General features: G+C 69.0%; 19 protein-coding genes and 1 tRNA gene. 13 read left to right on the top strand and 7 right to left on the bottom strand.

Features of this window, described 5'->3' with window-relative positions; all coding sequences use genetic code 11:
• Positions 1-12: 12 nt before the first annotated feature.
• The 6 genes from VGI12_10845 to VGI12_10870 all read left to right on the top strand — a co-directional run bounded on the left by VGI12_10845 (position 13) and on the right by VGI12_10870 (position 7,090).
• On the top strand, positions 13-2,511 hold the full coding sequence (locus tag VGI12_10845; protein ID HEY2433159.1) for a serine/threonine-protein kinase: 2,499 nt from the start codon (positions 13-15) through the stop codon (positions 2,509-2,511).
• Between the two features lie 90 nt (positions 2,512-2,601).
• Positions 2,602-4,101 (top strand): N-acetylmuramoyl-L-alanine amidase, encoded by a 1,500-nt coding sequence (locus tag VGI12_10850; GenBank protein ID HEY2433160.1) that lies wholly within the window; start codon positions 2,602-2,604, stop codon positions 4,099-4,101.
• Positions 4,098-4,703, top strand: a complete 606-nt coding sequence (locus VGI12_10855; GenBank protein HEY2433161.1) for a GerMN domain-containing protein — start codon at positions 4,098-4,100, stop codon at positions 4,701-4,703. The genes VGI12_10850 and VGI12_10855 overlap by 4 nt, the downstream gene beginning before the upstream one ends.
• Positions 4,704-4,747: 44 nt before the next feature.
• Complete coding sequence (gene rph, locus VGI12_10860) at positions 4,748-5,479, top strand: ribonuclease PH (protein ID HEY2433162.1); 732 nt, start codon at positions 4,748-4,750, stop codon at positions 5,477-5,479.
• Positions 5,476-6,081: an RdgB/HAM1 family non-canonical purine NTP pyrophosphatase gene (gene rdgB, locus VGI12_10865; GenBank protein ID HEY2433163.1), complete on the top strand. Its 606-nt coding sequence runs from the start codon at positions 5,476-5,478 to the stop codon at positions 6,079-6,081. Before rph ends, rdgB begins: the two co-directional genes overlap by 4 nt.
• A gap of 55 nt (positions 6,082-6,136) precedes the next feature.
• Positions 6,137-7,090, top strand: a complete 954-nt coding sequence (locus tag VGI12_10870; protein HEY2433164.1) for a hypothetical protein — start codon at positions 6,137-6,139, stop codon at positions 7,088-7,090.
• Between the two features lie 6 nt (positions 7,091-7,096).
• On the opposite strand, the gene VGI12_10875 is transcribed toward VGI12_10870, so the two are convergent.
• Entirely contained in the window at positions 7,097-7,570 is a 474-nt protein-coding gene (locus tag VGI12_10875) for a DinB family protein (protein HEY2433165.1), read from the bottom strand.
• Between the two features lie 98 nt (positions 7,571-7,668).
• Between VGI12_10875 and VGI12_10880 the strand changes: the two genes are divergently transcribed.
• The 3 genes from VGI12_10880 to VGI12_10890 are packed head-to-tail and all read left to right on the top strand — an operon-like array spanning position 7,669 to position 11,190.
• Positions 7,669-8,622: a hypothetical protein gene (locus tag VGI12_10880; protein HEY2433166.1), complete on the top strand. Its 954-nt coding sequence runs from the start codon at positions 7,669-7,671 to the stop codon at positions 8,620-8,622.
• Complete coding sequence (locus VGI12_10885) at positions 8,619-9,905, top strand: BamA/TamA family outer membrane protein (GenBank protein ID HEY2433167.1); 1,287 nt, start codon at positions 8,619-8,621, stop codon at positions 9,903-9,905. The genes VGI12_10880 and VGI12_10885 overlap by 4 nt, the downstream gene beginning before the upstream one ends.
• Before the next feature lie 55 nt (positions 9,906-9,960).
• Complete coding sequence (locus tag VGI12_10890; GenBank protein HEY2433168.1) at positions 9,961-11,190, top strand: MFS transporter; 1,230 nt, start codon at positions 9,961-9,963, stop codon at positions 11,188-11,190.
• A gap of 28 nt (positions 11,191-11,218) precedes the next feature.
• Here VGI12_10890 and VGI12_10895 read toward each other — a convergent pair whose 3' ends face one another.
• Positions 11,219-12,532, bottom strand: a complete 1,314-nt coding sequence (locus VGI12_10895) for an alpha-L-fucosidase (protein ID HEY2433169.1) — start codon at positions 12,530-12,532, stop codon at positions 11,219-11,221.
• 74 nt (positions 12,533-12,606) lie between these two features.
• Between VGI12_10895 and VGI12_10900 the strand changes: the two genes are divergently transcribed.
• Positions 12,607-12,683 (top strand) — tRNA-Pro (locus tag VGI12_10900).
• 58 nt (positions 12,684-12,741) lie between these two features.
• Here the strand turns inward: VGI12_10900 and VGI12_10905 are convergent.
• Positions 12,742-13,422: a hypothetical protein gene (locus VGI12_10905; protein ID HEY2433170.1), complete on the bottom strand. Its 681-nt coding sequence runs from the start codon at positions 13,420-13,422 to the stop codon at positions 12,742-12,744.
• A 140-nt stretch (positions 13,423-13,562) separates the two neighbouring features.
• Here VGI12_10905 and VGI12_10910 point away from each other — a divergent pair, with 140 nt between their 5' ends.
• Positions 13,563-13,775 (top strand): hypothetical protein, encoded by a 213-nt coding sequence (locus VGI12_10910; protein HEY2433171.1) that lies wholly within the window; start codon positions 13,563-13,565, stop codon positions 13,773-13,775.
• Here the strand turns inward: VGI12_10910 and VGI12_10915 are convergent.
• On the bottom strand, positions 13,772-14,821 hold the full coding sequence (locus VGI12_10915; protein HEY2433172.1) for a hypothetical protein: 1,050 nt from the start codon (positions 14,819-14,821) through the stop codon (positions 13,772-13,774). The two genes, VGI12_10910 and VGI12_10915, sit on opposite strands and share 4 nt — an antisense overlap.
• Before the next feature lie 21 nt (positions 14,822-14,842).
• On the opposite strand from VGI12_10915, the gene VGI12_10920 reads away from it, so the two are divergent.
• Positions 14,843-15,178 (top strand): hypothetical protein, encoded by a 336-nt coding sequence (locus tag VGI12_10920; GenBank protein ID HEY2433173.1) that lies wholly within the window; start codon positions 14,843-14,845, stop codon positions 15,176-15,178.
• 24 nt (positions 15,179-15,202) lie between these two features.
• On the opposite strand, the gene VGI12_10925 is transcribed toward VGI12_10920, so the two are convergent.
• Positions 15,203-17,476: a heavy metal translocating P-type ATPase gene (locus VGI12_10925; protein ID HEY2433174.1), complete on the bottom strand. Its 2,274-nt coding sequence runs from the start codon at positions 17,474-17,476 to the stop codon at positions 15,203-15,205.
• Positions 17,477-17,510: 34 nt separating this feature from the next.
• On the opposite strand from VGI12_10925, the gene VGI12_10930 reads away from it, so the two are divergent.
• Positions 17,511-20,012: an ABC transporter permease gene (locus VGI12_10930; GenBank protein ID HEY2433175.1), complete on the top strand. Its 2,502-nt coding sequence runs from the start codon at positions 17,511-17,513 to the stop codon at positions 20,010-20,012.
• A gap of 127 nt (positions 20,013-20,139) precedes the next feature.
• On the opposite strand, the gene VGI12_10935 is transcribed toward VGI12_10930, so the two are convergent.
• Both VGI12_10935 and VGI12_10940 read right to left on the bottom strand, forming a co-directional pair.
• A complete protein-coding gene (locus tag VGI12_10935; GenBank protein ID HEY2433176.1) occupies positions 20,140-21,078 on the bottom strand; it encodes a DUF1835 domain-containing protein in 939 nt (312 codons plus the stop codon).
• A 202-nt stretch (positions 21,079-21,280) separates the two neighbouring features.
• Positions 21,281-23,317 (bottom strand): sulfatase-like hydrolase/transferase, encoded by a 2,037-nt coding sequence (locus VGI12_10940; protein ID HEY2433177.1) that lies wholly within the window; start codon positions 23,315-23,317, stop codon positions 21,281-21,283.
• Positions 23,318-23,371 lie beyond the last annotated feature (54 nt).

A 23,371-nucleotide genomic window follows, 5' to 3' on the forward strand; every position in this document is an offset into this window, starting at 1 on the left:
AGGCGCCGCGCGATGCAGAACGTCACCCCGGAACTCTGGCTGCGCGTCAAGGACGTGGCCGCCACGGCCCTCGAACTGAGCGGCGCCGACCGCGGTGCCTTCGTCGAGCAGGCGTGCGCCGGCGACGAAGCGCTCCGCGCAGAAGTCGTGTCGCTGCTCGCCTCGACCGACGCCGCCGCCCCGTACTTCGAAACGGTCGCGATCGGCGGCGTCGCAAGTCTCTACGACGCCGGCAGCCGGATCGGCGCCTACCGCATCGTCCGCGAGCTGGGCAGCGGCGGCATGGGAACGGTGTACCTCGCCGAACGCGACGACGGGGAGTTCACGCAGCGGGCGGCGATCAAGATCGTGCGCGGCGGATTTGCGAACAGCTTTCTGCTGGAGCGATTCCGGGAGGAACGTCGGATCCTCGCTTCGCTCGATCATCCCAATATCGCCCACCTGCTCGACGGCGGCACTACCGAACGCGGCCTGCCGTACGTGGTGATGGAGTTCGTCGAAGGGCAACCGATCGACGAGTACTGCGTCACCCGGCAGCTGCCTCTCAGGGAGCGGCTCGCGCTCTTTCAGCACGTGTGCGACGCCGTGCAGTACGCCCACCACCATCTGGTCGTCCACCGCGACATCAAGGCCGCCAACGTCCTGGTGTCGAGCGGCGGCGTGCCGAAGCTGCTCGATTTCGGCATCGCGAAACTGCTCGACGCCGACCCCGCCCTGCCGCACTACACGGTGATTCGCGTGATGACGCCGGAGAGCGCAAGTCCCGAGCAGTTGAGCGGCCGTCCGGTGACGGTGGCGGCGGACGTCTACGCGCTCGGCGTGCTGCTCTATCGCCTGATGGCCGGCGTGGGGCCGTACGGCGACTCCACGAAGTCGGACGTACAGCTGATCCGCTCGGTGTGCGAGGTCATGCCGGACCGCCCGAGCGCGCGGTCGTCGCAGACGCCCCGCATCCCCTCCGACGTCGACATGATCGTGCTCAAGGCGCTGCGGAAGGAGCCGGAGCGCCGTTACGCCTCGCCGTTGCACTTCGCCGAGGACATCCAGCGGTTTCTCGATGGCCGGCCGGTGCTGGCGTCTCCCGATTCGGTCAGCTACCGCGTCCGCAAGTTCGTCGGGCGTCACCGGGTGGCGGTGGTGGCGGCCTGCGCCGCGGCGATCGCCATCGGGACCGGCGTCACCGCGGCGATCTGGGAAGCGCGCGTCGCGGAGCGCCAGCGCGTCAAGGCCGAACAGGAGTTCAACGCGGTGCGCGGCTTCGCGCAGGCGATGCTCGGCGAGATGCACGACGCGGTCGTGAAGCTGCCCGGCTCGACGGCCGCCGATGAGATTCTGCTGCGGCATGCGACGACATACCTCGACGCGCTGTGGCCGCAGGCGCAGAGCGACGAAGGGCTACGCCGCGAAGTCGCGCGCGGTTACGGCATGCTGGCCGGGGTGCAAGGCACCTACGGTCTGGCCAACATCGGTGACCAGGCCGGCGCGCGCGCGAGCCTCCTGAAGGTCATCACCCTGCTCGATCCGCTCGTGGCCGGCCCGCGAGCGACGCTCGCCGACCGCCTATATCTGGCCAAATCGTTCGCCGTGCTGGTACAGACCGATACGACGCCAGCGATGGCAACCGCACATCTGGCGCGCGCCCGCGCCATCGTCGAGGCGCTGACGCCGGCGGAGCGGGTGGAGCCCGAGGCGATCCAGATTCGCGAATCGGTGTGGTCCGTGATCGCGAACGCGCAGATCGAGGCCCATGACTACGCCGCGGCGCTCGAATCGCAGCAGCGCGGTCTCGAAGCGGCCACCGAACACCTGCGCGCCAGCCCCGACAACCTCGCCGCGAGCAGAAACCTGTCGCTCTCATACAAGCAGGTCGGGGCGCTCCTGGAGGTGCTCGACCGCGCCCCTGAGGCCGTCGCGCTCTACGAAAAAGCGGTGACGCTCGACGAGGATCGCGTGCGCAAGGACCCGGCGACGCCGCTGTGGCGGCTCGATCTGTCGTTTGCCAAGGGTTCGATCGGCTCTCTGGTGGGAAACGCCGGCGATCTGGTCCGCTCCCAGTCGCTGTACGAGGAAGCGGTGGCTCTGCGCGAAGACGTGGTCAAGCAGGATCCGGCCAACGACTTCGCGCTCACCTCGCTGGCGCGCGGCTACGATCGTCTCGCCCGCCTGCACGGCCAGCGCGCCCAGATCGCCGAAGCCTTCGACTACGCCCATCGACGGCTGGACATCTTCCGGCGGCGCCTGCAGGCGCACCCCGAACGCGAGCGGGTCTGGCGGGACTACACGGCGGCGCTGGCGAGCAGCGCGGAGGCGTGCCAGAACGCCCTGGCGGTGCCGGCGATCGGCCGCGATCTCCGCCGCACGTTCGTCCCGCAGGCGACCGCCATGCTCGATGCGATCGACGCAACCCAGCAGCGCTGGATCCGCGAGCACCACGCCGGTCCGCTCCCGCCGGCCGCCGACGCGGTCCAGCAGCAGCGCGCAGACCTGCTCCATCTGCTCGACGGGCGCTGACCGGCCGCCCGCCGTCACCGGCCGCTCGAGGTGCTGCATTCGCCTCCGGTGCCGCGCGCCGCGCAACTCTCGCTGTACAATTGACGCGCCTTGAAACCCGTCGTCGCGGTGGTCGCAGCCGCGCTGTGTCTCATCTCCGCCGCGCTTCCGGCTCAGCAGTCCGCCGCCCTTCCCTACACTGTCGTCACGCACGAGGGTAAGCGGCCGCTCGCCGTACGCACGATCAGCGGCCAGGAGATGTTCGCGCTCGACGACCTTGCGCGGCTGTTCAACCTGAACGTGCGGGAAGACCCGGCAGCCGCAAGCCTGACGATCGCCGCCGGCCCGCAGACGATCCTGCTCTCGACGCAGCAGCCGCTGGCCTCGATCGGCGGGCGGATGACCTCGCTGCCGTCGGCGCCCGTGCGCGACGGCAAGATCTGGTACGTCCCCGTCGACTTCGTCGGGCGGGTGCTCGCGACGGTCTCGGCGGTGAAGATGGACCTGCGCAAGCCGTCGCGGCTGCTGCTGGTCGGCGACGTACGGATGCCGCGGGTGGCGGCGCGGGTCGAGCCGCTCGGCTCCGAGACGCGCGTCACGATCGATGTCGCGCCGGCGACGCCGCACACTGTCGCGCAGGAGGGCAGCCGGCTCGTCGTCCGCTTCGACGCTGACGCCCTCGACGCGCCGGATCTGCACGCCAGCACCACCACCGACATGGTGCAGGGGGTGCGGCTTGGCGACACGGCGCAGACGATTGCGATCGATCTCGGGCCCCGCTTCGCCAGTTTCCGCGCCGCCGATCAACCGGGCGCCAGCGGCGCAGGCAGAATCGCCATCGATCTGCTGCCGCAGGTCGAGGCGGCTCCGACCGTCACGCCCGGTCAGGCTCCGCCGCCGCCGGAGACGCCGCCGCTCCTCGACCTGCCGCCCCCGGGGGGCCTGCGGACGATCGTCATCGACCCCGGCCATGGCGGCGACGACCTCGGCGCCCGCGGCGTCCAGGGCACGCTCGAGAAGACCGTGACCCTGGCGATCGCGCGACGAGTCAAGGCGGCGCTCGAAGCGCGTCTCGGCACGCGCGTGCTGCTCACGCGCGACAGCGATCAAGCGGTCGGCCTCGACCAGCGCGCCGCGGTCGCCAACAACAACAAGGCGGATCTTTTCGTCAGCCTGCACGCCAACGCCTCGCTGCGGCCAGGCCAGATCGGGGCGGAGGTGTTCTACCTGGCGATCGAAGGCTACGGGGAAGCGGCGCAGCGCGCTGCACAGGCGCCCCGCGAGGCGCTGCCGCTGCTCGGCGGGGGCACGCGCGATATCGAGATCATTCCCTGGGAGCTTGCGCAGGCGCGCTACATCGACCAGGCGGCTGCGTTCGCGCGGGCGATCGAGGGTGCCCTGCAGGAGCGCGTCAAGATGACTCCGCAGGCGCTGCAACAGGGGCCGTTCCGGGTGCTGGTCGGCGCCAACATGCCGGCGGTGCTGATCGAGCTCGGGTTCCTGAGCAACTCGCAGGAGGAGCAGCAACTGCTCGCCGACGATCACCAGGCGGCGCTGGCGCAGGCCGTCGTCGAGGGAATCGTACGCTATCGCGCGGGTGCCAGCCGGTGAACCGGCCCCTGGCGCTGCGCGCGGCGCTCGTCGTCTTCGCTGGGGTGGCGGCGTGGCTGTTGTTCTTCGGTCTGCCGCGCTGGTACGCGGCGCGCCGGACCGCAACCGTCGCCGCCGTGACTGCCGGCGCGGCGCCAGCCCCCGCCGCCGCCGTCCGCAAGATCACCGCGACGCTCTACTACGTGAGCGACGACGGCCTGATGCTCGGTCCGACCCAGCGCGAGGTGCCGTTCGCCGCCAACGTCGCCGACCAGGCGCGCGCCATCGTCGAAGCCCAGCTCGCTCCGTCGCCGCCGCTCGTGTCGGCGGTTCCACCCGAGACGAGGCTGCGCGACGTGTTCGTCACCGAGCGGGGAGACGCGTTCGTCGATCTGAGCGGCGAGGTCGCCTCGAAGCACAGCGGCGGCTCGCTGGACGAGCTGTTGACCGTCTACACGATCATCGACGTGCTGACCGTGAACCTGCCGGCGATCAAGCGCGTGCAGATCCTGATCGACGGACGCGAGGTCGACACGCTGGCTGGCCACGTCGACCTCCGCCATCCGCTCGCGAAAAGCCTCGAACGCGTCCTGCAGCCTGACGCATCCGACAAGCCGCGCTGACGCAGCTGTCAGCGGGCCGCCGTTGCGGCTAGACTGGACAGTGCATGACACGCATTGACGGACGTTCTCCCTCGGATCCCCGCCCGACCACGATCACGCCCGGGTTCCTCGCACACGCCGAAGGCTCGGTGCTCATCGAGGTCGGCCGGACCCGGGTGATCTGCACCGCCAGCATCGAGGACCGCGTCCCGCCGTTCCTCCGCAACTCCGGCAAGGGCTGGGTCACGGCGGAGTACGGCATGCTGCCGCGCGCCACCTCGACGCGTACCCAGCGCGAGGCGAGCGCCGGCAAGGTCGGCGGACGGACGCAGGAAATCCAGCGCCTGATCGGACGCTCGCTGCGGTCGATCGTCCGGCTGAACGAGATCGGCGAGCGCACCATCTGGATCGACTGCGACGTCATCCAGGCGGACGGCGGCACGCGGACGGCATCGATCACCGGCGGGTTCGTCGCGCTCGTGCTGGCGCTGCAGCGCATGCGCGAGCTGGCGATGATCAAGGCCCTCCCGATCGTCGACTACGTCGCCGCCACGAGCGTCGGTATCGTCGACGGCACGGCGCTCCTCGACCTGGCCTACGAGGAGGATTCCAAAGCGGACGTCGACATGAACTTCGTCAAGACCGGCGAGGGCAAGTTCATCGAGCTGCAGGGAACCGCCGAAGGGCAGCCGTTCGATCGCCGCGCGCTCGATGCCCTGATGGGGCTCGCCGACGACGGGATTCGACAGCTGATCGACAAGCAGCGGGAGATCATCGGAAAGTTTCTGGGCAAGTGACCGGCGCGCCAGCGCGCACGCTGCTCATCGCCACGACGAATCCGGGCAAGCTGCGGGAGATTCGCGGCATGCTCGCCGGCGCGCCGGTGGAGCTCGTCTCGCTGGAGCGCTTCCCCGACCTGCCGGCGCCCGACGAGCCCGGAGAGACCTTCGCCGAGAACGCGCGCATCAAGGCGCTGTACTACGCCGACAGGACGGGGCTGACCGCGGTCGCAGACGACTCAGGAATCGAGATCGACGCGCTCGGCGGCGCGCCGGGTGTCCACTCCGCCTACTGGCACGGGCACCACTACCCGACCAAGTTCGCCGTCATCTACCAGGCGCTGGAGGCAAAGCACCTCGAGACCAGCCCCGCACGGTTCGTCGCGCATGTGACGGTCGCCGAACCAGGGCGGGTCCTGTTCGAGGCGACCGGGACCGTCGAGGGAGAGATCGCCCGCGAACCGCGCGGAACCGACGGCTTCGGTTACGACCCGATCTTCTTCTATCCCCCCTACGGCTGCACGCTGGCCGAGGTCGACGGCGAGAAGAAAGCCGCCGTCAGTCACCGCGGCCGCGCGTTCCGGCAGCTCTCGACCTGGCTGACGCACCTCGGCGATTGACGCGGCCGCCCGACCGTTTCCAACCTTCTGACGCGCCGCCCGCATCTAAGCGGGCATGAAGTCACTTCTTCTTGCCTTGTGCGTCACGGGCAGCCTGCAGTCCGCCGCCATTCCGGCGGGGATCCAGGGCACCTGGACCTCTGATGCCGACAACTCATGGACGCGCGACTCGAGCGAGCGATGGATCGCCGTACAGCTCGACCGCGGCAGCCGCTCGACGAACGGCCTCAGCCTGCCGGAGCGGGACGTGCCGATGCTCGCCGACCAGGCCGGCGACGGGCCGATCCACTTCACGGTGCGGCGCGACGCCGGAACGTTCGACTTCACCGGCCGGGTGAACCGCGGACGCGGCGCCGGCGACTTCCGCTTTTCCGTCAGCAGCGACTACGTGTCGGGCATGGCGGCCCTCGGCTACAGGGGTCTGAACGACGAAGACGCCTGGAAGTCGGCGATTCACGACGTCTCGCGCGGTTTCGCGCAGGACGTCAGGCAACAGGGGGCGGCCGCGCCCGACATCGACACGCTGGTGAAGATGAAGATTCACGGCGTCACGCCGGAGTACATCAAGGCCATGCGCGATCTCGGGTTCAAGGACCTGTCGGTCGACCGCCTGGTCGAGCTCCGCATTCACGGCGTCACCCCGGAGTTCGTGAAGCAATGGGCGGATCTCGGCTACAAGAACCTCGACGCGCAGGACTACGTCACCATGCGGATCCACGGAGTGACGCCGGCGATGGTCAAGGAGCTGGGCGACCTCGGCTACAAGAACCTCGCGGTCTCCGATCTCGTCAAGCTGCGGATCCACGGCGTGACCCCGGACTACATCCGGCAGATGCGGGACGCCGGCTATGGCGGACTGGCGGTCGAAAAGCTCGTCGCGTTCCGCATCCACGGCGTCGACGAGGGTCTCGTCCGCGCCGCCCGGGACCACAACTTCACGAACCTGTCGGCGGACGACTTGATCGATCTCGCGATTCACGGGCGGCGCTGGCTGCGCAGCGGGCACTAGCCTCGTTCATTTGATCTGCTGCAACTGCTTCAAGTGATGGATGTCGTGGCCCGCCAGCTGTGCGGCCACCCAGAACGGCGTCAGCTCGCCGTACTCGGGGTGCGAGAACGTCCGCTTCCGCTGCGCGGGCGTGAGTCCGGTGAAGAGCGCCAGGTTCAGGCGCCTCAACGCGAGATACGCCGCTAACGCCGTCGGGCCGTCGACGTGGTCGTCGAGCGGCATCCAGGCGTCCTGATTGAACGGCTGCGCGACGTAGCCGTCCTGGCTTGCCGCGAACCGGACCCTGGTCGTCAGGGCCAGTTCCGTCTGAGCCAGATGGATCAGCACCCGCCGCGCGCTCCACTTCCCCGGCGCGTAGGTCCTCTCCCAGCGGGTTTTCGTCCACTTCGAGGTCAGCCGTTCGATCTTCTTCGGTGTGGCGGCGAGCGATGCCAGGAGATCGGCTTTTCCGAGATCGTCAGCGTAGGGATTCTTGTGCATGTGGAAATGTGGAAATGTGGAAATGTGAGAATGTAAATCAGCGTCCCTCGATTTCCAAATCTCCACATTTCCACATCTCCACATTTCCACATTCCCCCATGTCTTTCCTGTTCGCCTTCCTGCTCCAGGCCTCGCCGCCTGTCCTGACCGATCTTGATCGCTTCATGGCCCAAGCGCTGCAGCGGCGCGATGTCGATCGCCAGGCGCTCGGCGACTACGTCCTCGACGAAGTCGAGGTGTTCGACATCCTCGGCCCGGGGCGGGTCCCGCTCGTCCGCATGCGCCGTGAATACACGTGGTTCGTCCAGGACGGCATCCACGTGCGGAGTCCGCTCAAGTTCGACGGCGTGCCGATTTCCGAGGCGGATCGCCGCGCCTACGAGCAGCGATGGATCCATAGCGAACAGAACCGCCGCGACTTCCGCACCAAACGCGACGAGCAGCGCGCGCAGGAGGGCAAGGGACCGGCGCTCGGCGTCCCGCCCGTTGACGAGCCGCGCTTCATCTCAGAGTCGTACTTCATGGACTTCCACTTCGAGCCCGGCAACTACTACCTGGCCGGCAAGGAGGCACTCGACGGCCACGAGGTGTTGAAGATCGACTACCTGCCGCGCACGCTGTTCGACGAAGGGCCGTCCGAACTCGACAAGGAGCAACAGGCTGAGCGCAACGCCGGCAAGAGCGCCGGCCAGCAGGAGCGCGAGCGCCGGCAGCGCGAGCGCGAAAAGAAGCTCGACGCGCAGATCGGCTACAAGCTGGACAAGACGTCGCAGGTCACGCTGTGGGTCGATCCCGTGACGCATCAGATCGTCAAGTACACGTTCGACAACGTCTGGATGGACTTCCTGCCGGCCGGCTGGCTGGTCAAGATCGACGATCTCAAGGCGCAGATGGAAATGGGCCAGCCGTTCGACGGCGTCTGGCTGCCGAAGACCATCCGCATCCACGCCGGCTTGACCGCCGCGGTGGGCTCGCTCGAGTTCGAGTACCGCCGCGAGTTCTCCAACTATCGCAAGGCCGACGTCACGTCGAAGGTCCGGGTGCCGAAGTGATCGGCGGCGTGCTGCTGCTGGCGCTGCTGGCGGCCGTGCCTGCCGCAGCCGGCCAGGAGGGGGGGAAGCAGGAGACCGCGGCACCGGCCGCGGCCGACCGGATCGGCGAGATCCGCGTGCACGGCAACGCGACGCTGAGCGACGCGGCCGTCATCGCGCTTGCCGCGGTCTCGTTGGGCGACAGCCTCGACCAGGCGGGGCTCGACGCGATCGAGGCGCGGCTCCGCGCGAGCGGCCGCTTCGATGCGGTGCAGGCACGCAAACGCTATCGCACGCTCGAGATGACCGACGTCGCCCTCCTGCTGGTCGTGCACGAAAAGCCGGGACTGTCGCCGACCGGCCAGCCGCCGAGCGCGATGCGGCGGATGCGCTCGAAGCTGATGTTCTTCCCGATCCTCGACTACGAGGATGGCTATGGCTGGACCTACGGTGGCCGGACCGGGCTGGTCAACGTACTCGGCAAGGGGACGCACGTGACCGTGCCGCTCTCGTGGGGCGGCAGCCGCAACGCCCAGGTCGACGTCGATCGCGCGTTCGACGCCGGTCCACTGACGCGAGTCACCGGCTCCTACGGCATCCTGCAGCGCGAGAACCCTCACTACCTCGCCGACGATCGCCGAACGTTCCTGCGCGGCCGCGTCGAGCGCCGGCTGTTCGACGCCCTCACGCTCGGCGGCGGCCTGGCGCGGTCGGACATCACCTTCGCCGTTGCGACCGACCGCGTCTGGACGGCGGCGGCGGACGTCACCGTCGACACGCGCCGCGACCCCGCGTACCCGATCGACGCCGTGTTCGCCAGCGCGTCGTGGAACCGGCTGAACCCGATCGGCACCGCGAGCTTCGGCGCCCGCGGCATCGACCGTTACTCCTACGAGGCGCGCGGCTACAAACGGCTGTTCCGGCAGAACGTGATCGCCGTCCGCGCCCATCTCGACACGGCTTCGGCATCGCTGCCGCCGTACGACCAGTGGCTGCTCGGCGGCACGGCGCTGCGCGGCCTGGACGCCGGTGCCTTGGCCGGCGACGCGCGCGTCTTCTGGGCGGCCGAGCTGCGGATGCCGTTCACCGCTCCGTTCGACGCCGGTCGGTTCGGCGCCAACCTGTTCTTCGAAGGGGGCGCCGCCGTGCCGTACGGCACCGACCTGACGCAGCAGCGGCAGCTGACGGATGCCGGCGGCGGCGTCTGGCTCACGATCGCGATCGTGCACCTGAACTTCGACGTCGCGCACTCGCTCGACGGCGACGGCACGCGCTTTCATTTCGGCACCGGGTTCACCTTCTAGGACCCGCCGCGGCACGCCCGGATGCGGCGATCAGTTCGAGTATGCTGCTCGGCGGATGTCCGACGCCGCCAGCCAGCGCAACGCCGTCCTCGCCGGATTCCTCGGATGGACGCTCGACGCATTCGACTTCTTCATCCTGACGCTCGTCCTCGAAGACCTGGCGCGGGCATTCTTTCCGGGCGTCCCGCTGATCGACGCGCGCCCGCGCATCGCGCTCGCCATCACCATGACCCTGGCGATGCGGCCGATTGGCGCCATCGTGTTCGGCCTGATGGCTGACCGCTACGGCCGCCGGCTGCCGCTGATGCTGAACGTGGTGTTCTACGCCGTCATCTCCGTCCTCTGCGGCTTCGCGCAGTCCTACTGGCAGTTCATCGCGCTGCGCATGCTGTTCGGGATCGGCATGGGCGGTGAATGGGGTGTCGGGGCCTCGCTCGCGCTCGAACACGCCTCGCCGCGGCTGCGCGGACTGCTCTCGGGGCTGCTGCAGGAGGGCTACGCGATCGGCAATCTGCTCGCGGCGCTGGCGTTCCGCACGATCTATCCGTGGGCCGCGATCCACTATCCGGGCAACGCCTGGCGGGTGATGTTCTTTCTGGGGGGACTGCCGGCGCTGCTCTCGCTCTTCATCCGGCTCCGCGTGAAGGAGTCCGACGCGTGGCGCGAGCACCGCACCGACTGGGCGGAGTACTGGCAGATCGTGTTCCGCAACGGCCGCCGCTTCCTCTACCTCGTGCTGCTGATGACCGTCATGAACTTCATGTCACACGGCACGCAGGACATGTACCCGACGCTGCTCGGCACCTTCGGCTACGACAAGGCGCGGATCGCCGACATCACGATCCTGTCGATGATCGGCGCGGTGCTGGGCGGCCTGGCGTTCGGGTTCTATTCCGATCGCGCCGGCCGGCGGCGGGCGATGATCACGGCGTCCGTCTGCGCGCTGGCGGTGCTGCCGATGTGGCTCGCCGGCTTCACGCCGCTGGCGATGATCGCCGGTGTCTTCCTCATGCAGTTCTTCGTGCAGGGAGCGTGGGGCGTGATTCCGGCGCACATCAACGAGCTGTCGCCGTCGGCGGCGCGCGGCTTCTTCCCGGGGTTTGCCTACCAGCTCGGCGTGATGTTCGCCTCGTCGATTCCCTTCATCGAGTCGTGGCTCGGCGAAGCGTTCAGCTACACGCACGCGATGGGCGGCCTGATGGTGGCGGTATTCATCGCCGCCATCATCGTAGTCGCCGCCGGGCCAGAAGCGAGGGGCATCAGCTTCCGCAGGCCCACCGCCTGATCGCCCTGCGGGCGGAGTCAGAATCCGGTCATCTGGCCGGCGGGCCGGCGACCTCCAGCACGATGATCGTATCAAGAGGGTCGAGCGTGGCCGGCAGCGTCAGCACCGTGCCGAACTCGCCGCTCTTGAACGGAACGGCCTGACCGCCGTTCAGCAGCCGCGCCGTCTGGATCGCCGACGCCATCGGCGGCAGCAGCAGCGACGTGTCCGACGCGTCGAGCACGTGCACATAGACCCGATTCCCCTTGCGCGTCGTCACCCCCCACGGGTGCGGCGCGATCGGACCGCCGCGCGTGCCGAAAATCGACTCGCCGTTGCGGCTGGTCCACTCGCCCATCTCCCGCAGCCGGCTGACGAACTCCGGCTGGATGCGGCCGTTGGCCATCGGACCGACGTTCAGCAGGAAGTTGGCGTTGGCGCCCGCGGCGCGCACCAGATACCGCACCAGATCTTTCGTCGACTTGTAGCGGCGATCGGTGATGTTGAACCCCCATGCCCCGTTCATCGTCTCGCACGTCTCGAGCGGAAGCTGCCCGATTTCCGAGTCGGCGTTGAAGCCCTGGCTGCGCCCTCCGGGCAGATCCTTCTCGAACATCTGGAAGTCTTCGCCAGGATTCGGACGCTTGTGGTGATTCGATCCGATTAGCGCCGCCGGCTGGAGCTGGTGGATGAGCGAATACGTCTTCTGGAGCTGCCAGTCGGCGTCCGGCTTGTCCCACCAGCCGTCGAACCAGATGCCCGCCACGTCGCCATAGTTGGTCAGCAGCTCGCGCAGTTGCGCGTTCATGTAGTCGAGGTAGGCGGGCCAGTTTCCCGATTCCGGCCGGCCGGCGTCGTGTCCGGTGTTGCCGCGAGGGAAGTAGTCGGGATTGTGCCAGTCGAGCTGCGAATAGTAGAAAAAGAGCTTCAGTCCCTGCCGCCGGCACTCCTCGGCGAGCGCCTTCAGCGGATCGTTCTTGTACGGGGTGCGCGCCACGATGGTGTAGTCGGACACTTTCGAGTCGAACATCGCAAAGCCGTCATGGTGCTTGCTGGTGATCGTGATGTACTTCATCCCGGCGCGCTTGGCGAGCGACACCCATTCGGTCGCGTCGAAGTCGATCGGGTTGAACTCGCCGGGCAGCTTCTCGTAGTCGGCCACCGGAATCTTCTTGTTCTGCATCACCCACTCGCCGTCGCCGAGCACGCTGTAGACGCCCCAGTGGACGAACATGCCGAACCGCGCGTCCTGAAACCACACGCGCGCGGCGAGGTTCGACGCGGATGGCGTGTAGCCGTTCTGCGCCGAGAGCGGTGCAAGACAGGCCACGGCGACCAGACAGGCGAGGAAGCGCGTCTTCATGGAGCCGGAGCCTATCAAATGCTGCGTCCGGTCGGGCGGCTTCTCTTCAAAGAGCAGTACAATGAGAGGCGAGTCGGGGCGTAGCGCAGCCTGGTAGCGCATCTGGTTTGGGACCAGAGGGTCGGGGGTTCGAATCCCTCCGCCCCGACCAATCTTTTCCGCCTGACACCCACGGTGTGCCCTGTGCGGCTGTCAAGAACCTGGCGTCATCAGGTCCAGCGCTCGTCCCAGGACGGCGGGATCAGCCGCGCGTGCCTTACGGCGTGGATCGCCGCGTCGGCGGCGGCGGCGAGGACGGCGCGGGCGTGGGCGTCGAGCCCGGGCAGCGCCGACACCGGCGGCGGACGGCCGATGAGCGTCTCGACGATCACGAGTGCCGCGAGCGCTGAACCGGACGCCGATGGGTGGAATCCGTCGGGGCCGTACAAGGCGAGCGACGGATCGCGGCGCCAGGCCTCCTGCCAGGCCTCGCCGACCGGGAAGAGTATCGCGCCGACCGCGGCGGCGGCTCCAGCGTACGACGCTTCCACAGCGGGAAAATCGGTGGCGCGCGCGCGCGACGGCCACACCATGTAGACGGCCGTCTTCGCGCCGGCGGCACGGATCTCCGCATCGAACCGGCGGACGTACTCGTCGAGCAGCACGCGCGACTCCGGCAGCGCCGAAGGCCCCTGCTGCAGGACCACGAATGTCCAGCCGCGGCGCGCGATCGTCCGCCGCGCCTCCCCGTCCCGCCAGTGATCCTCGAGGCTGAAGTCCGGCTTCGCCACCGCCGAGCACTCGATGCGAACGCCGGCGGCCCGGCCGAGCGCCGCCACGGTGGACGGCAGATCGTTGGCCGCGGTCAGGCTGTTGCCGATGAAGAGCACGCGGATCGCCACATCGAGCATGTCTTACCCCCGGAGCACGCGCGGCGTCAGCGTCAACAGTGCCTCAGCGACGATCATCACGGCGAGCTTCTGAAGTATCATGGATGTGTCTTATATCGATACGTATCGAGCACCTGCGGCGCGGGCGCGAGGAGGTTCTGATGGCACACCGATCACGACCGACGACCAACAAACGGCAGCGCGAGCAGGCGCGCATTGCCAAACGCAACGACAAGGCGGCACGCCTCGCAGAACGCAAGCGTGACGGCGACCGCCCCGACTCACCGGCCGGCGTCGATCCCGATATCGCCGATATCCAACCCGGTCCTCAGCCGCTCGCCGACTGGCAGGTCGGCATCGACGAAGAGAGCTAGTCGACCCAGTCCGCGATGAACACGTTGGTCTCCCCTTCCACCTTGCCGTTGCGGTCCGACGCGAACACGAGGTGACGGCCGTCCGGTGAGAACATCGGAAAACCGTCGAAAGTGTCGTTGAAGGTCACCTGCTCGAGACCCGTCCCGTCGACATTCATCAGAAAGACATCGAAATCGCGCTGCTTCGGATCCTTGACGTTCGAGGCAAAGACCAGCCGCCGTCCATCGGGATGCCAGGAAGGCGCAAAGCTCGCCGCCCCCAGCCGCGTCAGCTGACGATCGTTGCGGCCGTCGCGGTCCATCACGTAGATTTCCAGTTTCGTCGGACGCCACAGGTATTGCTTGAGGAGCGCGAGATAGTCGTCGAGCTCGGCACCCGCTGCCAGCGGCCGCCCGCGATACGCGATGCGTGAGCCGTCCCACGAGAAAAAGGGACCGCCGTCGGGGCCCGGCCGGCGCGTGAGCCGTGTCGTGCCGGTGCCGTCGGCGTTCATCGTATAGATCTCCATGTCGCCGTCGCGCACACTGGTGAACGCGATGAGGCCGTCGGGCGCGATCGTCGCCTCGGCGTCGTAGCCGGCCGTCGTGGTCAGTGGCCGCAGATTCGTGCCGTCGGCGTTGGCCCGATAGATGTCATACCCCTCGTAGACTGGCCACACGTAGCCCTTGTCGTAGCTCGGTTTTGGCGGGCAGGCGGCGCCCGCGCGGTGGGTCGACGCGAACAGGATTTCCTTCCCCCCCGGATAGAAATAGCCGCAAGTCGTCCGTCCCTGTCCCGTGCTGACGCGGTGCACATCGGTGCCGTCGATGCGCATCGTGTAGATCTGGTCGCACTCCGCGCCATCGCGCGTCGACTGGAAGATGAGATGTGTGCCGTCCGGCGAGAAATAGGCCTCCGCGTTCTCTCCCCCGAACGTCAGCTGCCGGATGTTGCGCAGATGGCGCTCGGCGGGCAGTTGCGAAGCGCGATCCCCGCCGGCTCCGGCGTGCACGGTCACCAGAAGGCCGGCGACTAGTCCGAACGGTAGAAGGCTGAGCTGGCGCATGCGTGCTAGATTACCCGAAAGATGCGCGTCCTTTTCGTGTGCCGGCTGAACCGGCGGCGGAGCGCTACTGCGGAACGCCTGTTCGCCAAGGATCCCGGCCTCGAGGTGCGGTCCGCCGGCACCAGGGAAGACGCCCTCGTCCGCGTCAACGAGCGGATGCTCGAGTGGGCCGAGGTCATTTTCACGATGGACGACGGCCAGCGCGCCGCGCTCGAGCTTATGTTCCCGGCCCATCCCGCTCTCGGCAAGATCGTCTGCCTCGACATCGCCGACATTTACGCCTTTCTCGATCCCGAACTGGTCGCGTTGTTGCGCGAGCGCACCGCCGCTCACCTGGTCGGACGGGCTGGCGGGTAGTCGAACATCGCTCCGGCGCGCCGCTCAACGCCGTTTGAGACGCAGCGCATTCCCGATCACCGACACCGAACTCAACGTCATGGCGGCGCTCGCCCAGATCGGACTGACCAGCAGGCCGACGAACGGATACAGCGCGCCCGCCGCCACCGGCACCCCGATCGCGTTGTAGGCAAACGCCAGGAACAGGTTCTGTCGGATGTTGCGCATCGTGTCGCGGCTCAGCCGGCGCGCCCGCACCAGTGCGCGGACGTCGCCGGAGACGAGCGTGATGCCGGCACTCTCGATCGCCACGTCGGTCCCGGTGCCCATCGCGATGCCGACAGCCGCCTCGGCGAGCGCAGGCGCGTCGTTGACGCCGTCCCCCGCCATCGCGACGACCGCGCCGCCCGACTGCAGGTCACGGATGATGTCGCGCTTGTGCGCCGGCAGCACGCCGGCGAACACATCCGGTTCGGCAATGCCGAGCACGCGGCCGACCGCGACGGCCGTCTCGCGCGAGTCGCCGGTGAGCATGACGATGCGAAGGCCGTCGGCGCGCAGCGCGTCGAGCGCCTCGCGCGCCGACGACTTGATCGGATCGGCGATCGCGATCGCGCCGGCGAACCGTCCGTCCGCCGCGACGTGCACGAGCGTCGGGGCCGCGGCCTGCGGCGCGTCCATCGGCGCCGATGCGGGCAGGTCGACACCGTGCTCCGCCAGAAACCCGCGGCTGCCCACCAGCACGTCCCGGCCGCCGGCGCGGCCGCGCACGCCCTGGCCGGGTGTCGACTCGAACGCCTCCGCCGCCGTCCAGCTCAGCGCCCTCTCGCGCGCGGCAGCGAGAATCGACGCCGCCAGCGGATGCTCGCTGGCCTGCTCGACCGCGGCGGCGAGCGCCAGGATCTCCTCGGGTGACGAGGGGCCGCTGAACCCGACCACGCGCGGCCGCCCTTCGGTGAGCGTGCCGGTCTTGTCGAGCACGATCGTGTCGACCCGCTCGAGGCGCTCCAGCGCTTCCGCGTGACGGACGAGCACCCCTTCGGAGGCGCCGCGGCCGGTGCCGACCATGATCGCCATCGGCGTCGCCAGCCCGAGCGCGCACGGACACGCGATGATGACGACCGAGACCGCGCTGACGAGCGCATGCGCGAGCCTCGGTTCGGGTCCCCATACGCTCCATGCGACGAACGCCGCCATCGCCACCGCGAACACCGCCGGCACGAACCAGGCCGCCAGACGATCGGCCAGGCGCTGGACCGGCGCCCTCGTCCGCTGCGCCTCGGCCACCATCTGGACGATCTGGGCCAGCAGGGTGTCGCGCCCGACCCGTTCGGCCCGCATGACGATGCTGCCGGTGCCGTTGATCGTCCCGCCCGTGACGCGGCCGCCCGGCTCCTTCTCGACCGGCGTCGGTTCGCCGGTCAGCATCGATTCGTCGATCGTCGTCCTGCCCTTCGCGACGATCCCGTCGACCGGCACCCGTTCGCCGGGCCGCACCCGCAGCGTGTCTCCGACCTGCACGTCGGCGATCGCGATGTCGTTCTCCATCAGACCGATCACCTTGCGCGCCGTTTTCGGCGCGAGGCCGAGGAGTCCCTTGAGCGCCAGCGACGTCCGGCTGCGCGCGCGGATCTCGAGCACCTGGCCGAGCAGCACCAGCGCCGTCACCACCACGGCGGTGTCGAAGTACGGCGCCACGACCCCGTGCATGCGGAAGCCGTCCGGGAACAGCCGCGGCACGATCGTCGCGGCCGCGCTGTAGGCGTACGCCGCGCCGACGCCGGCCCCGATCAGCGTGAACATGTTCGGACTGCGATTGACGAACGACTCGCGGGCGCGGACGAAGAACGGCCAGCCGGCCCAGAGCACGACCGGTGTGGCCAGGGCTAGCTGGATCCAGTTCGCCAGCCGCGGGTCGATGCGCGCATGCACGGCCGCGGGCGCGATCATCTCGGCCATCGCGAAGAGCATCACCGGCGCACCGAATCCGACGGCGATCCACAGCCGCCGCGTCATGTCGACGAGCTCGGGATTGGGCCCGTCCTCCAGCGTCACCATCGCGGGCTCGAGCGCCATGCCGCAGAGCGGACACGCGCCCGGTCCCTGCTGGCGAACTTCCGGGTGCATCGGGCACGTATAGATGGCATCGGGATCGCCCATCGTCTCGGGCGGGCGCGACCGATCGACGTACTGCGCTGGATCGGCGACGAACTTGGCCCGGCAGCCGGGATTGCAGAAGAAATAGGTCGTGCCCGAGTGATCGGCGCGCAGCGGCGACGATTCGGCGACCGTCATTCCGCAAACGGGGTCGATGGCCATTCCGGTGATTATGACGCCAGGGGCGAGCTGCGAGGTGCGACCGGCCGTTAACCTTTCGACGCTCGACTACGTAGTAACCGGAGTGATGCTCGAACAACTCTCGCAGGACGTCCGCTATGGCTTGCGGCTGCTCGGCCGCAGCCCGCTTTTCACGATGACCGCTGTCGTCTCGCTGGCGATCGGCATCGGTGCCAACACGACAATCTTTTCGATCGCCAGCGCGCTGCTGCTGCGGCCGCTGCCCGGCCTCGTCGAGCCGTCGCGGCTCGTCGACATCGGCCGTACCCAGGACGGGAACGGCTTCGACACCGTGTCCCACCCGAACTACCGGGACGTGCGGCAGCGCGTCACGACCGTGGCCGACGTCTACGCCTACCGGATCGAGCCGCAGCCCCTGAGCCTCGGCGGCGAGCATGAAGCGGAGCGCATCTTCGGCTTCATGGTCAGCGGCACCTATTTTCAGGCGCTGGGCACCGTCGCACTCCGCGGCCGCTTGTTGAACGACAACGACGATCGGCCGGGCGGACCGCACGTCGTCGTGATCAGCGACGAGCTGTGGCGGCGGCGCTTCGGCGGCGCCGCCGACGCCGTTGGGCGCGTCGTGTCGATCAATGGCTTCCCCGTCACGATCGTCGGCGTGGCGCCGCCGCAGTTTCAGGGGACGACGGTGCTGCGCGCCGATGCCTGGCTGCCGCTCGCGATGTCGAGCCTCGCGGCGCCGCGCATGCCGGCGTCGCTCTTCACCTGCCGGGAGTGCGTCTGGCTCGTCATGGGCGGACGGCTGAAGCCTGGCGTGACAGTGGGCCAGGCCGACGCCGAGCTGCGCGCGATCGGCGCGGCGCTCGCCAAGGACTATCCCGACGCCAACCACGGCAAGAATCTCCGCGTCCTGAAGACGTCGGTCTTTCCGGGGGAGATCGATCTCATCTCCGGATTTCTCGCGCTGCTGCTCGGCATCGTCGGACTGGTGCTGCTCGCGGCGTGCGTCAACATCGCCGGCATGCTGCTGGCGCGGGCCGCGACGCGCCGCCGCGAAATCGCCGTCCGCCTCGCGATCGGCGCGGGCCGCGCGCGGCTGGTGCGTCAGCTCATCACCGAGACGCTCGTGCTCTTTGTCGCCGGCGGGGCGGCCGGTCTGCTGCTGACGCGGTGGCTGACGCGGCTGCTTCTGGCGGTGCTGCCGTCGCTGCCGGTGCCGATCGGCATCGACTTCGTCGTCGACTGGCGCGTCATGGCGTTTGCGGCAGCGCTGTCGCTGACGGCGGCGATCCTGTGCGGACTCGCGCCGGCCCTGCAGACGTCGAAGGCCGAGCTGGTGTCTGCGCTCAAGGCCGATGCGGAGCACCGAGCCGAACGGCTGCGCCTGCGCAGCGTGTTCATCGTCGCGCAGGTGACGGTGTCGCTGGTTCTCGTCATTGCCGGCGCGCTGTTCGTGCGCGCGCTCGGGCATGCCGCCAGCATCGATCCGGGATTCGACACGCGGCGCGTGGACGTGGTGACGCTGGATCTGTCGCTGAGCGGCTATCAGGAGACCGAGGCGCTCGCCTTTGCGGATCGACTGCGCGAGCGCGTGCGCGCGATGCCCGGCGTCGAGCAGGCGGCGTTCGCCGCCAACCTGCCACTGAGCGGTAATCGCATGGGCCTCGGGACGCTGCGCGTGCCCGGGCTGCAGCCGCCCGGCGGCCAGCCATCGTTTCCCGCCGACTGGAACGCCGTCTCGCCGGACTACTTCAGGACGCTGCACATGCGGCTCACGAGCGGTCGCGACTTCACGCCACTGGATCGCGCTGGCGCCCCCGGCGTCATCATCGTCAACGAAACGATGGCGCGCAGCGTCTGGCACACGACCGACGTCCTCGGCCGGCAGTTCGAAAGCGACCTTGGCCCCAACGACACGTCGAGGATGCTGACGGTCGTCGGTGTGGCGCCCGACGCGCAGGTCGACACGCTCGGACAGACGGCGCGGCCATTCGTCTACGTGCCCGTCGCGCAGCGCTACGTGACCCGCCTGTCGCTGCTGGTAAAATCGTCCAACGACGGGATGATTGCGCAGGTCAGGACGATCGTTCGCGAGTTGAACGCGAATCTGCCGGTCACCAACGCGATGCCGCTCGACCAGGTTACCGCCATCCTTCTCGTGCCACAGCGGATCGCCGGGGCGCTGGCCGCGAGCCTGGGCCTCGTGGTCCTGCTGCTGGCGGCGATCGGCATCTACGGCGTGACCTCGTACGCCGTGAGCCGGCGGACGCGCGAGATCGGTATCCGGATGGCGCTCGGCGCCGACGGCGCCCACGTGCTGCGGATGATCATCCGCCAGGGACTGGTGTTGACCGCGACCGGCGTCGGATTCGGGCTGGCCGCCGGGGCGGCAGCGGCACAGGTCCTGCGCAGCCTGCTGTTCGGCGTCAGCGCCCTAGACCCGATCGCGTTTGGTGGCGCGGCGCTGCTGTTCGTCGCCGTCGCGCTCGGCGCCAGCTACGTCCCCGCCCGACGCGCCTTGCGTGTCGACCCGGTCCGGGCGCTCCGCGCCGAATAACATCCCCACATCCCCACATTTCCACATTTCCACATTTCCAAATAAACTCGGTGTATGTCAGCAATCAACGGTGATAAGTCCAGATCGTCGATCAGCCGCAAGCGTGGCGTGGCGCGCCGCGCCAAGATCAAGGCGCTGCTCGCTGGACGGAAGAGCCCGTCCAGCGCCAGTCCTGCCCCGGCGACAGCCGCGTCCCCCCGATCCCGCGCGAAGGCGCGTTGAGCGCCACGTGATCGGCGCGGCCGGCGAGCACTTGCCGGCCCGCGCCGGTGATCGTCACGGTACCGGACGCCAGTCGGGTCGGCTCGTCGCGGACGACCGTCAGCAGTGGATGCGGTCCGGCGGCCAGGCGCGTGACGATCGTCCAGAACGTCGAATCGCCCATCCAGATATCCTCTTCGAGACGCGAGGCGGCGACGAACGCCTGCTCGGGTGGACGCGGACCTTCCGACAGCACTTCGAGCAGCTGGCGCTCGCTGCGCGCGAGACCATTCGAGGCGGCGGGCAGCTCCTCCAGCAGGCGATGCATGGCGCGGGGCAGGAAGACGAGCGGACCGGCATCACGCGCGAACGGCACCCACAGCCGCGGATCGTCGCCGCAAAACGTCGTCCAGGCGGCCGCACCCGCCGCGAGGTCCTCGGGCGTGATCGGACGCCGGGACGCGAACTTCGCCGGAAACTGCGGCGGCCTGAGCAGGCCCAGGTAGTCGGTGCCGATCACGATCGAGTAGCGCGTGCGCGGCGCCTCCGGCCGCGAGAGCCACCAGAGATGGTGGATGAGCAGCAGCTGATCGTGCAGATCGTGCTCGAACCAGAACACGACCTCGTCGTGCGAGGCGGCGGCGGCGAGCCGATCGCCTTGCTCGCGGAAATCGCGCAGCAGCTGATCTTCGCTGATGCCTCTGTCCGACGCGAGATAGGCCGCCCGGACGCGATACCAGTTCTCGCCTGCCGCCAGCACGATCGGGCCTTCGTGCAGCACGTCGTCCCACGACATGGCCGTGCCTGGGAGGCCCGATTGCTCGAGTGGCCCGCGGGTCGCTTCGCCGTTGGTGACGTGCAGCATTGGTAGGACGTTCTCCTGGGACGCGCAGCGCCCGGAACATCGCGTCGGCCAGATCGGCTTCCGCTTCTCGTTCTCACGCCGGCCGCCGCCGGCCGCCGGTTTCGGGCCGCCGGCTCTCACACGGGCCGACTCGCATCCGCGAGCCGGCCCTTCTTGCTTGACCACGGACGCCCCGCGGTGTGCCTCTCACCGCCACGGCCCACTAGCGCGTCAGCGCCGCGAGCAGCTGCGTCGCGGCGCCGCGCTCACGCGAACCTGGCACCGCGTCGCCGACCACGCGCTGGTATGCCTCGATTGCCTTATCGCGATTGCCGCTTTCCTGATACGCAATACCCAGATTCAGCCGCGCCTCGACGAAGCGCGGCGAGCCCGCCAGGGCGCGCTCGAACCAGGCGATCGCCTGCGCCGTCTGGTGTGCCTGCACCAGCAGGACGCCCATGCCGTTGGCCGCGTCCGCGGATCGCGGGTCGAGCTCGAGCGCGTGCGTGTAGGCCTGGGTCGCGCGCGTCGCGTCGTCGGCGTCGCGGCGCGCGTTTCCGAGATTGGTCCAGAACACCGTGTTCGACGGATCCTCTTCGGTCGCCCGTTCGAAGGAGCGGACCGCCTCGTCCTTCTCCCCTTCCTGCACGAGCAGCAGGCCGAGCCCGTTCGAGGCATCGGCATTGGCCGGCTGCAGCGCCAGCGCGGCGCGCTCGGCCCGCATCGCCTCTTGCCGCAATCCGGCGGCCTGCGCCGCAAGGGCGAGATCGTGATACATCGTGGCGTCGCCTGGCCAGCGCGACACCAGCCGCCGGTAGAGATCGACCGCCTGCGAGGCGCGGCCCGTTTCCTTCAACGCGCGGGCGTAGGTCGCCTGCAGGACCGGTGAGTCCGGATAGCCGCGCGCCAGCATCGTGAGCTCCGGCAGCGCGCCGCGCGCGTCGCCCGACGAGAGACGCCCCAGCGCCCGCTCGAACGTGTTCCACGCGGCAATGGCGTGCGCCGGGTTTGGCGCCGATTCGTCGATCGGCGCGGTGGTCCCCGATACGTATCCGAGCGCCCGCAGCCGATCGGCGGAGTCGGACGGCACCGGCGCGGCGTTCGATCGTGTCGCCCCGAGCTGCGCCAGACGCCGGCGTGCAGCGTCGGCGACGGCGAACCTGCCGCTGGCGACGTTGTGCGCTTCGCCGGGATCGGCGCTGACGTCGTAGAGCTCGGTCTCTGACGACGCGATCAGCTTCCACTGATCGAACGCCAGCGAGGTGAGCGCGTGCCATCCGGCGCTGCGCGGATAGATCGTCTCTGCGTAGGCCTCTCCGCCGTTGCCGAGGGGTCCTCTGCGCATTCCGGCCGGGACCGCCACGCCGGTGGCCTGCAGCAGGGTGCCGGCAAGGTCGGCGAGCGAGGCATTGGTGTCGATGACGCCTCCGACCGCCAGATGGAGGGTCGCGGCGATCGGCGGCGGAGCGGCTAGCGTCAGTGGGACCCTGATCGTCGAGTCATAGGCCAGCATCCCGTGGGTGAGCTCGCCGTGATCGCCGAGCCCTTCGCCATGGTCGCCGGCCACCGCGACGACCGTCGAGGATGCCCGCCCGCTCGTGCGCAGCCAGTCGAGCAGCCGCCCGACCTGGGCGTCGGCGAACGCGACCTCGCCGTCGTAGGCGTTGCCGTGCGCCCGCGCCAGGTACTCCGGCGGCGGATCGTACGGCGCGTGCGGGTCGTAGAAATGGACCCACGCAAAGAATGGCGCCGTCGACGACTGCGCCAGCCAGGCGAGCGCCGCGTCGGCCACCCGATCGCCGCGCCGCTCCGCCTCGAGCCGCGCTTCGCCGCTCGAGCCGCGCGGAACGCGATCGTCGTAGGTGTCGAAGCCGCCCGACAGGCCGAAGCGGCGATCGAGGACGTAGGCGCCGACGAACGCGCCGGTCCGGTAGCCGGCGGCGTGGAACGCGTGCGCGAGCGTCGGCCGCAGCTTCAGGACGTCGCCGTTTAACCTGACGCCGTTCTCGGACGGCAGCGTTCCGGTCATGATGGCGGTGTGCGACGGCAGCGTCAACGGAACCGTCGTGCGCGCGTGGGTATAGCGAGTGCCGCGGGCCGCCAGTGCATCGAGATTCGCGGTCAGCCCGCGCCCAACCCGATCGGCGCGCAGCGTGTCGATGGTGATGAGCAGAACGTTTGGCTTCTCAGCTGGCGGCTGCCGCGAACCGCCGCCGCACGCAGCCAACAGGGAGAACACGACCGACAGGGGACGCTGCACCTGCCGATTATGGTCGAGACGCGCCTCCCCCGCCGAAGCCGGCACCCGATACGA

It is taken from the genome of Vicinamibacterales bacterium, from assembly GCA_036496585.1.
GTDB lineage: Bacteria > Acidobacteriota > Vicinamibacteria > Vicinamibacterales > 2-12-FULL-66-21 > JAICSD01.